This window comes from Microcoleus sp. FACHB-672 (assembly GCF_014695725.1).
Classification (GTDB): Bacteria; Cyanobacteriota; Cyanobacteriia; order Cyanobacteriales; family Oscillatoriaceae; genus FACHB-68.
In genome coordinates this window covers 137,610-153,133 of the sequence record NZ_JACJOU010000012.1, presented here as the reverse complement: position 1 = coordinate 153,133, position 15,524 = coordinate 137,610, and the positions used below count along the sequence as shown (strand labels likewise).

General features: G+C 47.2%; 8 protein-coding genes. All 8 read right to left on the bottom strand.

What is annotated here, in order from left to right; translation table 11 throughout:
* Positions 1-143: 143 nt before the first annotated feature.
* The 8 genes from H6F56_RS07280 to amt all read right to left on the bottom strand — a co-directional run bounded on the left by H6F56_RS07280 (position 144) and on the right by amt (position 15,309).
* A complete protein-coding gene (locus H6F56_RS07280; RefSeq protein ID WP_190666310.1) occupies positions 144-536 on the bottom strand; it encodes a hypothetical protein in 393 nt (130 codons plus the stop codon).
* Positions 537-944: 408 nt separating this feature from the next.
* Positions 945-1,766, bottom strand: a complete 822-nt coding sequence (surE, locus tag H6F56_RS07275; protein ID WP_190666308.1) for a 5'/3'-nucleotidase SurE — start codon at positions 1,764-1,766, stop codon at positions 945-947.
* 437 nt (positions 1,767-2,203) lie between these two features.
* Positions 2,204-4,927, bottom strand: a complete 2,724-nt coding sequence (locus tag H6F56_RS07270; RefSeq protein WP_190666306.1) for a PAS domain S-box protein — start codon at positions 4,925-4,927, stop codon at positions 2,204-2,206.
* A gap of 178 nt (positions 4,928-5,105) precedes the next feature.
* The gene (locus H6F56_RS07265) at positions 5,106-6,164 is read right to left on the bottom strand and encodes an adenylate/guanylate cyclase domain-containing protein (protein ID WP_190666304.1); all 1,059 of its coding nucleotides are present in this window, start codon (positions 6,162-6,164) and stop codon (positions 5,106-5,108) included.
* Positions 6,161-6,319 carry a hypothetical protein gene (locus H6F56_RS07260; protein ID WP_190666301.1) on the bottom strand — a complete coding sequence of 53 codons (159 nt, stop codon included), beginning with the start codon at positions 6,317-6,319 and terminating at the stop codon, positions 6,161-6,163. Before H6F56_RS07260 ends, H6F56_RS07265 begins: the two co-directional genes overlap by 4 nt.
* A 797-nt stretch (positions 6,320-7,116) precedes the next feature.
* The gene (locus H6F56_RS07255; RefSeq protein ID WP_190666299.1) at positions 7,117-7,494 is read right to left on the bottom strand and encodes a response regulator; all 378 of its coding nucleotides are present in this window, start codon (positions 7,492-7,494) and stop codon (positions 7,117-7,119) included.
* A gap of 98 nt (positions 7,495-7,592) precedes the next feature.
* Positions 7,593-10,829, bottom strand: a complete 3,237-nt coding sequence (locus tag H6F56_RS07250; RefSeq protein ID WP_190666297.1) for a PAS domain S-box protein — start codon at positions 10,827-10,829, stop codon at positions 7,593-7,595.
* Positions 10,830-11,082: 253 nt separating this feature from the next.
* A complete protein-coding gene (amt, locus tag H6F56_RS26200; protein ID WP_242031901.1) occupies positions 11,083-15,309 on the bottom strand; it encodes an ammonium transporter in 4,227 nt (1,408 codons plus the stop codon).
* Positions 15,310-15,524 lie beyond the last annotated feature (215 nt).

Sequence of the window (15,524 nt, the reverse complement as noted above, 5' to 3'; positions counted from 1 at the left end):
GTCTGGTTTCTGGTTTATAGAATTTAGAATGGTGAAAAATTTCCTTGTTTTCTTGCCAGTCGAGCGCCGCTGAACTTCGCAGTCTAGATATAAAAACTCAATCCTAAAAAGTAAAAGCCAAAAGCAAAAATCCTGTCTTCTCCTTACTGAGTCTTAGACTCGACAACCTCTGTTACGTGGTTTATCAGTCCCTGAAAGAGATTGCGATCAGGAATCCAGCCTTCTAGGGCGGCCACAGTAATCCCAACCACAACCGCAGTGGCCAAAACACCCACGAGAGACGGACGTTTTGCGAGTCCGACATCGCGCAGAACCCGTGCCAGAGGCCGGCTCTGCCGGCGCAGCATCCGCCCAACCGCAAGCTGTTGTAACGTGAAGGGGTCTCGCACGTAATGGCCGCTCCAACTAATCACCAAACGTTCCTGACAGTAAGGACAGGTATACAAACCCCCGAACATTAACCCAGACTGAATGGTGCCAGTGCGATTGCAAATCGGGCAAGTGACAGAGTGACTATCAAAGGTGTGAGCGTTCATTCGTATTTCCCGCTTTCCCAAAACATGATTTGATTTTTGGCGCTTGCTGAAAGCCGGCAGTGGATCTCAGTGATCGGCCAAGCACGGAGTTGAAACGGGGGTGAGTTTCTATAAGCCAGCCGGCTTTGAGATGACAATCATCTCCACTCACCTATGCGCTGTGAAGAAGCGCCCAAATGTCAGCGTTAAGGGGACATTTGGGAATTCTTTCTGGAGACTGAGCAGAACGCGGCAGAATTAAACCGATGCGTTCGTTTGGGGTTCGTTTGCCTGTCGGCAAGCCCTGTCGATGTCTGCGGTTGGCTAAACCAACATAAGCGAGGGCAGAAGCGGGCTGTTGACCCGTGAAGGTTGCCCTACCTAATTTCTAGTCTACTCTGGTTGTTTCACTCTTCGTACAGTGGCTATTCACTCTAGGGCTTTTGTTTGGGAAATTGTCCAGGGAAATTTCCATGATTGCAAGGTTTGAAGTCCTGTAAAGTCTGTGAGATTGTAATGCAGTGGGGTAATTGTGATGTAGTTGTCGCGAATTTTCCGCACGTCGGTCGGTAACTGTTCGGGAAGATCGGGATTGGCGCTTGCTTCAATTTCTTCAACAACCTCACCGGCTAGCCAGTAATAAGTTTTTCCGCGCGGATCAACCCGCTTCTGGAAAATATCAATGTACCGACGCACTCCTAAACGGGTGAGGGCAACACCGGCAATTTCTTCTTGCCCGACAGGTGGGATGTTGACATTGAGCAGCATCAGTGAGGGCAGGGGCTGTTCGGCAAGCTGAGCTACTAAGGCAACTGCGAAATTCGCTGCCGGTTCAAAGCTGTGGGTGGTGTAGCTCACCAGACTGAAAGCGATGCTCGGAATGCCTTCTAAAAGCCCTTCCATTGCTGCTGAAACGGTGCCGGAGTACAGAATATCACTTCCCAAGTTTTGGCCCTGGTTGATGCCAGAGAGCACCAAATCTGGAGGGCTTTCGAGTAATGCCCATAAAGCTAACTTGACGCAGTCGGCAGGTGTTCCAGAACATGACCAAGCTTTGATCGTGGGGTGAAAAACCGACTCTACAACTTCAGCACGGATCGGTTGATGCAAGGTAAGGCCGTGGCCGGTCGCTGAGCGCTCTCGATCTGGGCAGACTACGGTCACTTCATGGCCGGCGGCTGCAAGCGTGTCGGCAAGAGTGCGGATGCCAGGAGCAAAGATGCCGTCGTCATTACTGATGAGGAGTTTCATTAAGTTTTGTAAGGTAAGATGATTGCGTTTGTACTTCTTTACAAGTTTGAAATGGCAAACACGCTTATTGCCAAAAATTTTCCAGTTGTGAATACGGGTTCTAATGAGCCGGCATTAGGAAACTTAAATTTGTTGGGCGTTTTAAGGACAATGTTATAGTCCAATTTTTTGAGATATCTTCACAATTCTTTTGCTTTTTGATAAATTTTCAGTTCCATCTCTTTTGCCGGCATTTTTGGGAAGGATATGATAGAGTTGTCAGCTCTAAAGCTTGTTACAGACGTGACAGTGACCTTCGTCCTTTTCTCAGGCTGCACGTCTTATTTCGCGCCGGCAATCATCATCAATTTATTTTTTTAGCCAATTTGAAATAGCATTTTATGCCAAGGTGGTTAGAAATTTTATGAAACTTTCCGATTTTTAACCCATTGCTTCGCTCACTGGGGGACAGTTTTCCGGTCGCTCACCTCAGCCGGCAGGTAAACTGTAAAAGTTGAGCCAACATCCACCTCACTGGTAACAGTAATTTCGCCACCCATCATGTGACAGAAGCGCTGGCTGATAGCCAACCCCAAGCCGGTGCCGCCATACTTGCGTGTGGTGGATGGATCTGCTTGTGTGAACGCCTCAAAGATAGTCTGTAACTGCTCTGGGGGGATGCCGATGCCGGTATCAGCGACAGTGAAAGTCACAAATGCCTTGTGCTGGCTGCTCAGTGGAAGAGCAGTTGAAGGAGTGAGGGAAGCAATGGTAGAATCCCCCTCACGCTCTGGCTTTTGGTTGCTGCTAACCGTTAAAGTAATTGTGCCGTTTTCGGTAAATTTAGCAGCATTGCTGAGCAGGTTTAAAAGGATCTGGCGCACCTTGGTGAGATCGGCGTGCATCATTAAGCCGGCATCACACAAAATTTCTAGGGTGTTATTATTTTTCTCGACAAGCGGCTGAATTGTGTTCACCACATTTTCAACCAAGGTGGGAAGATCGATGGTTTCCACATAAAGATTCATTCGACCGGCTTCAATCTTAGAAATATCAAGAATATCGTTAATTAAAGCGAGTAAATGGTTGCCGGCACCTCGAATTTTTTCCAAATCCGGGTTAATCTCCCCATAGCCTAAATCCTCGGCTTCTTCTTGCAGCATCTCGCTATAGCCGATAATCGCATTTAGCGGCGTGCGGAGTTCATGACTAATATTAGCCAGAAATACGCTTTTCGCTTGATTTGCGGCTGCACTTCGCGCCGCTTCGCGGACGGCGACTTCTTTAGCCTGTTGTAATTGTGCTTCAGTACACTGGCGCTGTAGGGCATTGGCGAGCATTTCCGCAACCATTTTAAGCAGCGCAATGCTTTCTTGCGGCCAAGTTTTTTCCGACACCACCGAATCAAATCCGACAAATCCCATTAAAGATCGACCACAAACCATTGGCACCGCGATCAGTGATTGAATACTTTGCTCAAGCAAATGTTCTTTTTCAGCAGTCGCTTCAGCCGGCAAATCGTTCACTCGGGGAATATAAATGTTCTCAAATTGGCGGAGTTTTGTCATCAACCACGGCAACGCTGCTATCGGCACTTCTTGCAAAGCAGATATTTGCGATTGAATGCCGGCAGCGCACCACTCGTGGGTATTATCAAGGTGAATTTTGTCATCTTTGAATTGAAAAATATAACTACGATCCACACCGGCAAAGGTGCCAATCACTTCGAGAGCGTGATTGATGCCGGTGTCCATTTCATCTGGGGCTAAATTAATAAAATTCGTTGATAGCGTGGTGAGCAATTGTTCAAACTCAATGCGATACTGCAAAGACTCTTCTGCCTGCTTGCGATCTGTAATGTCATTGAGCGTTCCGAAGGTCCCAGTCAGCCGGTTTTCCTGATCTCGAATAAATTGGGTATTCACCTCAATCCAACGAACCCCGCCGTCTTTTGTTAAATAGCGCATTTGCTCGCGGCAGCAGTCGTCTTGAAATTCAATCGGCTCCTGGAAATATTCTTGCCGTTGTTGATGATCGTGTGGGTGAACGTAATTAAAGAAATGAGTGCCAATACTTTCTTGGCGTGTGTAGCCGGTGATTTCTGTCCACGCTGGGTTGAGAAAGGTGAAAAAACCCAATGCATCAGTTTGAAAAATCACCTCCTTGATGTTATCAACCACAGAGCGATACTTTTCCTCACTTTGCAGAAGTGCTTCCTCTGCTAGTTTGCGCTCACTCATATCACGCACAATCGCCAGAACTTCCGCTTCTCCACTCACCACAATTCGAGCCTCATAATCGCAGCGGTAACCATTTAGTAGTAACTGATATTCAAAGATTTGTACCTCACCCGTTGCCAAAGCTTGCTCCCCATAGTGGACACACGCTTGGGCGACTGCCGGTGGCAAAACTCCCCACACATTTTTCCCTAAAAATTCTCGTTCTATCAATAGGGAAAAATTAGTTCCTTTCGCAGCTTTAAAGTCTAGAAACGTGCCCTCTTTGTTGAGGCGAAACATTAAATCTGGAATCGCATTAACGAGAGCACGATTGTTAGCTTCGCTTCGGGTCAGTGAGATTTCCGCTCGTTTGCGCTCTGTAATGTCAAAAAATACGAGAACTGCCCCCACCGGCACACCATTCTCAACGATTGGATTCAATACATAAGACACCGGCAACATTGTGCCGTCCCGACGCTGAAAACATCCTTCTCGGCTACCACCACAGATTGACCCTGAAGGTAATATTCCTGGGGCGCACTCAGGCGCGTCTTGTACAGACAAAAGTGATGGCGTTTCTACCAATTCTAAAAAGTGTTTGCCGATTAATTCAGATTCTAGCCACCCTAGAAGACGTTCGCCTTCTGGATTAATTGACTGCAAGCAGCCAGCGGGATCAAGCAGGCACAAACCGGCCCCCAAGGAACTGATCACTGCCCTCAGCTGGTTCCGTTCTGCCGCTATTCTTGCATCATGGGATTGCCGTAAATTTATGTAAAGCTCGTGCATCTGGCCGCAGGTACTGGCTAGCGAGTGGGCCAGCATACAGCGCTGTTGGTCAGTTTGGGTGTAAGTGCGACTCACCGACATTAAAAATTGCTGCCATACTTCGGCATCCTGAGGTGGGGACGCCTCTCGGATGCCAAGTTTTTTCAATTGACGCTTCAGTAGATGATGAATCATTCGAGTGCTGTTTCAAAGAAGGTTGTCAGTATCACTATTTGGCTATGCCTTTTGTGGCTCATAGCAGCGTAATAAGCGTAGCTGAGGGTTAATCATTAAAACTTTCCCCAAATCCCCAGTTGGCTGCACCCTGTCTTTAGTCTCTAGTCTCTAGTCTCCAGTTCCTAGTCTCTAGCTTCTACGATTGTCTGTCGAGGAGCAAATACGTCCTCATCTCTCCTTTACCCTTGACATCAATTAAACCGCGATCCTCAAATTTATAACGCTCACGGAGTCGCTCATAAGTGGCAGATGTCACCTGAATTTTGCCGATAATTCCCTGTGATTCCATGCGGCTGGCAATGTTAACGGTGTCACCCCATAAATCGTAAGTGAATTTGTGAGTACCAATTACGCCGGCAACGACGGGTCCGGTGTTGATTCCGATGCGGATACTAAAGGGTTGTTCGCGCTGGGTGTTAAATTGAGCGATAGCGTCCTGCATATCCAGCGCCATTTCAGCAATCGCGAGGGCGTGATTAGCGCTGGGCACCGGCAGCCCACCGACTACCATATAAGCGTCCCCAATTGTTTTGATTTTCTCTAAGCCGTGTTGTTCAGCCAGTCGGTCAAATGTTGAAAAAATATCGTTGAGTAAGTTAACCAGGTCTGTCGGAGATACTTGAGCTGAAAGCTTTGTAAAGTCAACAATGTCGGCAAATAAAACAGTCACCTCGGCAAAGCTGTCGGCAATCGTATTCCAACCCTGTTTCAGCTTTTCGGCAATGGGTTTGGGCAAGATGTTGAGCAGCAGGCGTTCAGATTTTTCCTGTTCAGCTTGCAATTGTTTTAAAAAAGCTTGTTCTTGATCGCGCAAGCGTTTCTTTTCCAGACAGGCGCTAATGCGGGCTTTGAGCAATACGGGGTTGAAAGGCTTGGTTAAGTAGTCTTCTGCCCCCAACTCAATGCACTTGACGACACTATCTAGGTCGTCCACTGCCGAGATCATAATCACTGGAATATGCCGCAGGGAGGAGTCTGCTTTGAGCTGCTCAAGCACCTGATAGCCGTTCATTTTTGGCATCATGATGTCGAGGAGTACCAAGTCGAACGGCTGTGCTTGCATCAGCTCTAGCGCTTGAGAGCCATCTTCGGCAACGGTTACGGTATAACCATGCCGTTTTAACCGGCGTCCGAGCAAATCGCGGTTCGCTTCAATATCATCAACTACCAGCACGGCAGCTTGGTCGAGGGTCATGGCATGGCCTCTTTGTTTTTGAGCGCCTGAATCTTTAGCGACGCGGGAATGCCTTGGGTGGCACTGATCGCTGGGCATCCAGGATCAGGTTGTCCCCGCGCTTGCAGAAAAATCGGATTTCTATTTATATCTTGAACTAGCTGGATGCGCGGCATAAGTGTTCTGTCCGTGATGTTTGCGTTTTGCGGTTTGGCCTCCTTAGCTGGGAGAGCAGTGAGTGTTGCCGGCAGCTTACTTAAGGGTTTGTGAGATTACAAAGGGTTTTCCTGTCATGAGGTTGATCAAGCTTCGATTTTAGAGAGCGTGTGGGAGAATCGCTTGGTACAGCAAGCATTTCCTTTAAACCATTTAATCGACTCAGCGCTGTCAAGACAAAAAAAATTTGAAAATTAAAAGATCCAGTATTTGCCAGGGCGTTTTATTTTTTCCTGTTTTATCAATTTCTCCATTATTATCTCTTTTAATAATTAAAATCTCCAATACAAAGATAGTTACTCAATAAAACTTTCATAATTGTTTAAAACATAAAACTATAAATTCTAAAAAGATTTGAGTTAACTACTATTATTTCGATTTAACTTGATTTCGTTTAATATTTTCATATTTTTAAATAAAAGTGAAGAAAATGAGCCGTTATAACAAGTTAAAATATGAAAAATTTCTACATCGGCAGCTCTCCGTTTTCCATGCAAGTACGAGCGCGAATCGGTCTAACTTATTGTGTCACTCGCTGGCGTGAATGTAAAACCTTTAGCATTGGCAAAAATCGTGAGTTTACTGTCCTCCATTGTTTTGGTAATCGCACTCCATGAGATAGAAAAAAAGAGAGCAGCCGTTGAGATACCCCACTTGTTTTTTGTACGTCTCGCTTGCCTAGAGGCATAAGTGCGGTTCCAAAGGCCGGCAAATCAAGAACGTCCTAGGTTCTCGCTTTTTACTTCTTTCTGTTGTGTCATGCTTTGGCTGCTTTGTCCAGAAGTGTCTCTATTTTGCCTAAAAGCCGGACAAATTCCACGGGTTTGGTGTCATAATCGTCGCAGCCGGCTTCCAAACACTTTTCCCGATCACCGGCTATTGCGTGAGCTGTTAAGGCAATTACTGGAATCGCCCGGGTTGTCGGGACTGCTTTAATTTGCTGGGTTGCCTGCCAACCGTCCAACACCGGCAACCCCATATCCATCAAAATCAAGTCGGGAGCTTCAGATTTGGCCATTTCCACACCTTGAGCACCATCTGTCGCGATTACAACTTCGTACCCTTTACGAATCAGACGCCGCGAAAGCATATCGCGATTCATCTCGTTATCTTCGACCAGCAAAATTTTAGTCATCTTTCGTTTACCTATTAGCAGTTGCAAGAGCAGCCAGAAGTATGAACAATAGCTTTCGCAATTCTTAAGTCTTAATTTTCAATTCTTCTGGTTAATGACTACTGCCCTCTGCGATCAATGCTGGTGGTTAATAAATCGCGAACTTCGCCCAACAAATCTTCGTAGCTGCAAGCTCCTTTTTGAAGAATTAGCTCGACGTTTTCGGTGAGGTACTGCCGTTCTACCGGCGTGAGTTCCATCGCCGTTAGCACCACAACCGGCACGGATCGTCCGGCTAGAGTGCGGCGGACTTCTGTGATGAACTGAAATCCGTCCATCTTCGGCAGCATCAGGTCTAATAAGATTAAGTTTGGCTGGCTCTGAGCAAGCAAGCCGACTGCGTCACTTCCACTTTCGGCTTCAGTGACACTCCATCCTTCTTTTTCTAGTAGGTTCCGCAGCATCTGCCTTTGCATCGTGTCGCCAGTGATCATCAAAATTTGACCGGCACTGCCGGCACTACTGTGCAAACGTCCATATCGCTTTAACAAGTCAACTAGACGCTTATATTCAACCGGCTTGGTTAAATAATCTGACGCCCCTAAAGCGAAGCCAATCTTTTGGTTGTCCGCAATTGTCAGCACAATCACCGGAATATCTGCAACTTCGGGATCGGATTTGAGCGCTGCCAACACCGCCCACCCATCCATATCGGGCATCATAACATCGAGGGTGATGGCGGCAGGACGCAGGGCTTTGGCTAACTGTAACCCGTCCTTGCCGCTGCCGGCACTGGCAATGCCAAACCCCTGTTTAACTAAATGACGCTCCAGTAAATCACGCACGGCTGGATCATCATCAATCACCAGTACCAAGGGGAGTGATGAGGGTTCACTGTTGACAGAAAGCGTTTCTATCGGTTTCCCCGTTTCCCCGTCTCCTCCTCTCAAACGCTCAACAGGGACAGACACAGCAGCGAGATCGATTACTTGTGCCGGCAAGCGCACGGTGAAAGTCGAACCAACTCCCACTTCGCTTTCTACATTAATCTCGCCCCCCATCATCTGGCAAAAGTGGCGCGTAATTGCCAATCCCAAGCCGGTGCCGCCATATTTACGTGTGGTGGAGGCGTCGGCTTGCGTAAAGGGTTGAAACACTTTTTCCACCTGTTCTGAACTCATGCCGATGCCGGTGTCTCGGACACTAAAAACGATCAAAGATTCAGGGTTCACAACTTCCAATTCCCCCGATCCATGTTTCTCTTCACGAGTCACTGTCAGCGTAATTCGGCCACCTTCGGTGAATTTGGCGGCATTGCTTAGCAAGTTTAAAAGTATTTGCCGCACTTTTGTGAGATCGGCGTGCATGGTGGCTGCTTGAGGTGATCCCTCGCCTTGAGTGTCTAACCCCAAAATTTCTACCGTGTTACTATTTTTCTCGATCAGCGGGCCGGCAGTGCTGACAACCTCATCAATTAAAGCTTCGATATTAAACGTTTCTAGGCAAAGTTCCATCTTGCCGGCCTCGATTTTCGAGATATCAAGGATGTCGTTAATTAAGGCAAGCAAGTGTTTGCCGGCAGCGTGAATCTTCTGTAAGTCCGGAACGAACTCTACATTTCCCGCATCCTCAACGTCTTCTTGAAGCATCTCGCTGTAGCCGATGATCGCATTAAGCGGTGTTCGCAACTCGTGGCTGATGTTGGCGAGAAACTTGCTCTTGGCAGTGTTGGCAGCTTCCGCAACTTCTTTGGCCCGTTGCAGGTGTTCCTCGGCTTGCTTGCGTTCCAATTCGGAGGCAGCACGCATGGCAAAAATTCGCAGCATAGAGGCAGCGAGTTGGGTGTTTGATAGGGGTTTCGCACTGAGTACGACTAAGATGCCCAGTGGAGAGCCGGCACTATTAAACAGAGGCGCTCCCATATACCCCTCAACTCCCATTTCAACGAGTAATTGATCTAAAGGAAATTCCTGTTGAACGCCTTGGGGATAGCAACACAGGTGTTTTCCCACGACGTTTTCGCAGGGGGTATAGGGCAAACTGTACTTGAAATTATCAGCAATCTCACCGTGAGCGCATACGGCGATCGTTTCGACTATGGTGCTTTGTTTATCTAACTGACCGATAAAAGCCCACTCTACCTCCAGAGTTTTGGCTAGATATTGAACTAAAGAGCGGAAAAATGCCTCTCCCGTTGCTGCCGAAACGCCTTCAGCAATATTTCGCAATGCCTGTTCTGTCCATTTGCGTTCCGAGATGTCGCGCACGATTGCCAGCAACCGATCTTTTCCTTTCAGGGGAACCCGTTTGAGGTTGACTTCTACCCAGATCGGCTGGCCGGCTTTGTCTTGACACAGCCATTCAAATAGCTGGGGTTGACCGGCTGCTGCTTTAATCACCCACTGCCGCGCTCGTTTTTTGGTGTAGGGGGGTTGATCGGCACTTAAAACATCCAAATTGAGGCTGCGGGCTTCTTCAGCGCTATAGCCGAAAAGCTCGCACATTTTCTGGTTGACATCGAGTATCCTGCCGGTTTCCCAATCATGAACCACAATTGCGTCAGTGGCGCTGTCAAAAATCGCCCGGTAATTTGTCTCGGACATTTTTAACGCTTGTTCTGCTTGCTTGCGTTCGGTGATGTCGCGCGTGATTGTAAGCAGGCATTTTTGTCCGCCCAAGTTGATAATTTCTGCGGAAATCAGTCCCACTCCAATTTCACCGGCTTTTTTGCGAACTTCGATTTCCTGGTTAGCAACAGCGCCGGTTTCTTGAAAAAGTTGCAGCATTTGGGCACGTTGATCTGGATTGGCCCAGATGTTACGCTCTGCTGAGGTGTAACCTATGATTTCTTGCCGGTTGTAGCCGGTGATTCGCAGGAAACTGTTATTCACTTCAATAAAACGCCCTTCTTTAAGGGTGCTGATTGTGATGGCGTCGGGACTGGCAAGAAAGGCTTTGGAGAACTTTTCTTCGGAGTTCGACACCGCTTGTGCTGTCAGTTGTTTCACATAGCGCACAAGAATGTAGACAAGAATGCCGGTGGACAATAGCAGCAACCCACCCCCAATTTGCCACCACTGAGCCGGCACTAAGCTCAAGCTGTTGAAGTTTGGCATTTTTACTACCCACTGAAGCGCGTAAGCGGAAATACAAGCAGCCAAACTGGGCGTCAGAAATTGCGGTGAGTCTAAGGCACTTTCCAGCCGAGCGCGAGAGCTTTTGTGATACTGAAGTTTTAATTTATAATTTCCTTGACAAAATCGCTGTTGTTCTAACTGATAGAATGCCCAAACGGCGGCTAGAATCAAACAAGCTCTTGACACCCCTGCCAAGTCATGCGGAAGCTGGAATTTCATGGCTCTACTTTCCCTACCAATAGCCCAAAACGCTTTCACTTTCCATAAGTATCAGCGCCGGCTGTTTGCAATAATCTTAAGCGCCTTCGCCGTGCTGTGAACAACAAGCTTTGCTACACCGGCATTACCCGGTTGTTAACAAGTGCAACGCCTCATGTTAAAGAATTATCGGCTTAGCTGTAGGAAAAAATTAATTCAAAAACAGAAAAGGTAACAAATTTAAGTTTCTTTTCCTTTTCTTGTGTTTTAATCTTCACGTTTGATCGGGCAAGCTTGCCATGAGCAGATCACGAACTTGATGCAGCAGTTCCTCACTGGTGTGTGATCCTTTTTGGAGAATTTGCTCTACACAACCATTGAGAAACTGATAATCTGCCGGCGTTAAATCCATTGCCGTAACAACCACAATGGGAAGGGTTCGTGTCTGGGGATTATTGCGTAATTCAGTAATCACCTCAAACCCATCCATCTGGGGCATCATTAAATCCAACAAAATTAAGTCTGGACAATTTTCAGCAACACGATCTAAAGCTGCGCGTCCATTTTCTGCTTCCGTGACATTCCAACCCTCTCTTTGTAACATCCGTCGCAGCATTTCACGGGTGACGGCATCATCTTCAACAATGAGAATTTGACCGGCACGATCTTGCCGGTATTTGCGTAATAAACTGAGAAGGCGATTGCGGTCGATCGGTTTGGTCAAAAAATCCGAAGCACCCAAGGCAAAGCCAAGATTTTTATGATCCATAATCGTGGCAACAATCACCGGCACATCTGCCAGATCCGGATCAGCGGTGAGGGTTGCCAGCACTGCCCAGCCATTCATTCCCTGCATCAGCACATCCAGTATGATCGCGGCTGGGTGCAGTTCTTTTGCCAGCTGCAACCCGATCTCGCCGGTGGCGGCTGTCTCAATGTGAAAGCCTTCTTTTAACAGCCGGCGTTCAATCAAATCGCACACGGCTGGATCGTCGTCAATCACCAGCACCAAAGGGCGTGTTGGGAGTTCACTGTTGACAGAAAGCGATTCTCCCCGTTTCCCTTTCTCCCCCTCTCCCTCCCTCTCCACTATGACTTTTTGGGCACCGGCATCTGTCATCTGTGCCGGCAGGTGCACGGTGAAAGTCGAACCAACTCCCACTTCGCTTTCTACATTAATCTCGCCCCCCATCATCTGGCAAAAGTGGCGCGTAATTGCCAATCCCAAGCCGGTGCCGCCGTATTTGCGCGTGGTGGAGGCGTCGGCTTGAGTAAAGGGTTGAAACACTTTTTCAACCTGTTCTGGAGTCATGCCGATGCCGGTGTCTCGGACGCTAATAACGATCAAAGATTGGGAATTCGGTGTTGCCAATTCTCTGGTTACTGAAATGGAAATTGTACCGTTTTCCGTGAATTTAGCGGCGTTGCTTAGGAGGTTAAAAAGGATCTGTCGTACTTTAGTCATATCGGCGTGCATGATGCCAATTTTACGGTCGCATTGTACGTTTAAGTTATTGTTATTTTTCTCGACAACTGGCTGAATTGTGGCGGCAACTTCAGTAATTAATCCCCCTATGTCAAAGGGTTCCAAATAAAGCTCCATCCGACCGGCTTCAATTTTGGAAATATCGAGAATGTCATTAATTAAATTAAGTTGATGTTTGCCGGCTGCCCGAATTTTCTCTAAATCTGGGACGATATCTGCATAGCCAAAATCTTCGGCTTCTTCTTGCAGCATTTCACTATAGCCAATAATCGCATTTAGCGGAGTTCGCAGCTCATGACTCATGTTCGCCAGAAACGTACTTTTGGCGCGGTTAGCCTCTTCTGCGGCTTCCTTTGCCTTGCGTAACTCTTCTGCTGCCAGTTTGCGCTCGGTGATATCTTCAACCATGCCTTCATAGTAGAGGATATTGCCGGTCTCATCGCGCACTACACGGGCGTTTTCAGAAACCCAAATGATGCTGCCGTCTGTGCGATAAACCTCAGATTTAAACCCAAAAACAGCCTCATTTTCTGCCATTTGTGCTATGAATTCTGCACGGCGGTTGGGCTGTACATAGAGCTGCCGATCAATGTCTGTGAGTTGAGCCATCAATTCTGCCGGCGAGGAATAACCATAAAGCCGTGCGAGTGCCGGATTTGCGCTTAAATATCGCCCCTCTGGCGTTGTTTGAAAAATTCCATCAACCGCATTTTCAAAAATGCTGCGATATTTCGCTTCAGCTTGTTTGAGTGCCTCCACGGCTTGTTTGCGTTGAATGACTGTTCCTAACTGTGTTGCTACGGCTAAAACCAACTCAACCAATCGTCTATTCTGTTCGCGAGAAGCAAACATAAAGAAAATCAGAATCGCCACAACTTGGCTATCCGCAATAATGGGAACGCCGAGAGCGCATTTAAGCCCAACTATTTGCGCCAAAGGAGCGCGTAAAAATATGGTTTCTTCTTGGGTAGAAACATCGGGAATCCATTCCGGCTGCTGTGACAGCCAAATTCGCCCAGGCAACCAAATGCCGGGAGGAAATGTTAGCCCTTCAGTCAGGGATCTGAATTCTTGTAATCTTTCGGTATTGCTGTACCATGCCGGACTGCATTCTAGCACTGTCCTCCCAGATGCAGGAACCCAAGCTTCTCCATAATTCCAACCTGTTGCTTCACAGACTTTTGTCAGCGTCACACCTAAGGCTGAGTGAAAATCTGGAGCTTCATTAATTGCTTGCATCATGGTTTGCAAAAGACGGATTTCATCTTCTGCTTGCTTGCGCTCGGTGATATCTCGAAATGTGCCGGTGTAGAAGGTTTGAGTAATTTGTTCTCGACTTTTTTCAGAGGATTTTTTCTGCTTCTCGATTGATTCGGTCATGATAACTTCCATGTAAAAAGTTGAACCATCTGCCCGCCGTCCTAAAGTTGAGAAGGGAACGTTGAAAATTAAAAAGGGAAAAGTTTTGCTATTTTCGATTTCTGCTGCTTCTGGCTGTGTTCCTAACAGTTGAACGATAGATTGCTCTCTAATTTCGCTTTCTTTATAGCCAAATATATTCTCAGCAGCGGGGTTTAAGCTGAGGATTTGCCCTTGTTGAGAAAAGGTAATAATCCCGTCCATTGAGCTTTTAACAATGGCTTCTGTGCGGGCAATCTCGCCTTCTAGAGCTTCTATAACGCGGTTATACCGGCTGGCTATCTGGCCAACTTCTGTGAAGGGTTCCACCGGCACTCTCAAACTTAAATCGCCTGTTTTTGATTGCCGGTCCATAACCATATAAAGTTCTAACAAATCGGTTTTAGCGCCATGTTCGGAAATATTAAGTCCAATGCGTTCTTGGGTGCGGGTGACGCGCAGTGGTAAAAAGCGATTAATCAGCCGCAGCAGCATAAAACTCAGGCCAAATGCCCAGAGAAAACAGGCAAGAATGCCGAGAAGTTGAATTTGAATTTGCCCAAAACGGTTGAGTCCTGTGCCCAAAAGCTGGGTTTGGCCAAATAAGGCAACGGCTAGGGTTCCCCAAATGCCGCCTCCTAAATGAACGGGAATTACGCCCACTGCATCATCAATTTTGAGGCGTTCGAGTAAGGATTCGGTTGCTAGCATGACGATGGCACCGACTGCGCCGATAATCACGGCTGAGCCGGTGCTAATGACGTTGCAGCTGGCGGTGATGGCGACTAAGCCGGCTAACGAACCGTTTATAACTGAGTTAACATCGGCACGCCGGTATTTGAAATAACCGGCAAAAAGGGCTGTAATCTGACCGGCTGCGCCGGCAAGCACGGTGTTAAGGATGATGATGGGGACGCGTTCATTAAAGGCGAAGGTGCTGCCGCCGTTGAAGCCAAACCAACCAAACCACAACAGCAGGGTTCCCAGCATTGCGAGGGGAACGTTGGCACCGGCAATTTTTCTGGGCGGTTGATTTTTGGGAAACCGGCCCATACGGGGGCCAATAATTAGAACGGTGGCGAGGGAAATCCAGCCGCCAAGGCTGTGAACGACGGTTGAGCCGGCAAAATCGACGAAGCCTAAATTGGCTAGCCACCCTGCAGATTTGCCCACATCGGCACCATTCCAGATCCAGTGGCCAAATACGGGATAGATAAAACCTGAAACGATCGCCGCCATTAAGATATAGCTATTAAAGCGCATTCGTTCTGCGACTGCCCCAAAAATTAGCGTCACTGCGGTTGAGCAGAACATTAATTGAAAGACAAAAAAGGCTGTCTCCCTCATCCCGGCTGAACTTTCATTCATCCCGATATTTGGGATAATGCCGATTGTGCCTATCCAACCGCCCCAGGAGTGGCCAAACATCAGGGCATATCCGAACGCCCAAAACAGGATAGCAGAAACGCCGAAATTGGTTAAATTTTTAATTGCAACATTAATATTATTTTTGCTGCGCGTCAGCCCACATTCCAGGCATAAAAATCCAGCCTGCATTAAAAAAATCAGGCTGCTACTAACTATAAGCCATAGAAGATCGACCATTGAGCTGTCCATCCCCGACTTTCCCCTCTACTACGATGAAATTTGTAAAATGAAAAAATAGTTGAATAATTTCAATTTTCTTTGCTCTTTTCTTTTTAGGAGCTATTTATCATTTTTTGAGTAAATTTTACAAATTTATATAGATTTTATAAATTCCTAATAAGATTTATATTTTTTTATTTAAAAGAAGCAGCTAATTTAGGCTGGGGAATTGAAAAGTCAAAGCG

What these genes read in the sequence shown, in the direction of transcription:
- H6F56_RS07280 (WP_190666310.1), bottom strand. Translation starts at nt 536, where the DNA reads ATGAACGCTCACACCTTTGATAGTCACTCTGTCACTTGCCCGATTTGC.
- surE (WP_190666308.1), bottom strand. Translation starts at nt 1,766, where the DNA reads ATGAAACTCCTCATCAGTAATGACGACGGCATCTTTGCTCCTGGCATC.
- H6F56_RS07270 (WP_190666306.1), bottom strand. Translation starts at nt 4,927, where the DNA reads ATGATTCATCATCTACTGAAGCGTCAATTGAAAAAACTTGGCATCCGA.
- H6F56_RS07265 (WP_190666304.1), bottom strand. Translation starts at nt 6,164, where the DNA reads ATGACCCTCGACCAAGCTGCCGTGCTGGTAGTTGATGATATTGAAGCG.
- H6F56_RS07260 (WP_190666301.1), bottom strand. Translation starts at nt 6,319, where the DNA reads ATGCCGCGCATCCAGCTAGTTCAAGATATAAATAGAAATCCGATTTTT.
- H6F56_RS07255 (WP_190666299.1), bottom strand. Translation starts at nt 7,494, where the DNA reads ATGACTAAAATTTTGCTGGTCGAAGATAACGAGATGAATCGCGATATG.
- H6F56_RS07250 (WP_190666297.1), bottom strand. Translation starts at nt 10,829, where the DNA reads ATGAAATTCCAGCTTCCGCATGACTTGGCAGGGGTGTCAAGAGCTTGT.
- amt (WP_242031901.1), bottom strand. Translation starts at nt 15,309, where the DNA reads ATGGACAGCTCAATGGTCGATCTTCTATGGCTTATAGTTAGTAGCAGC.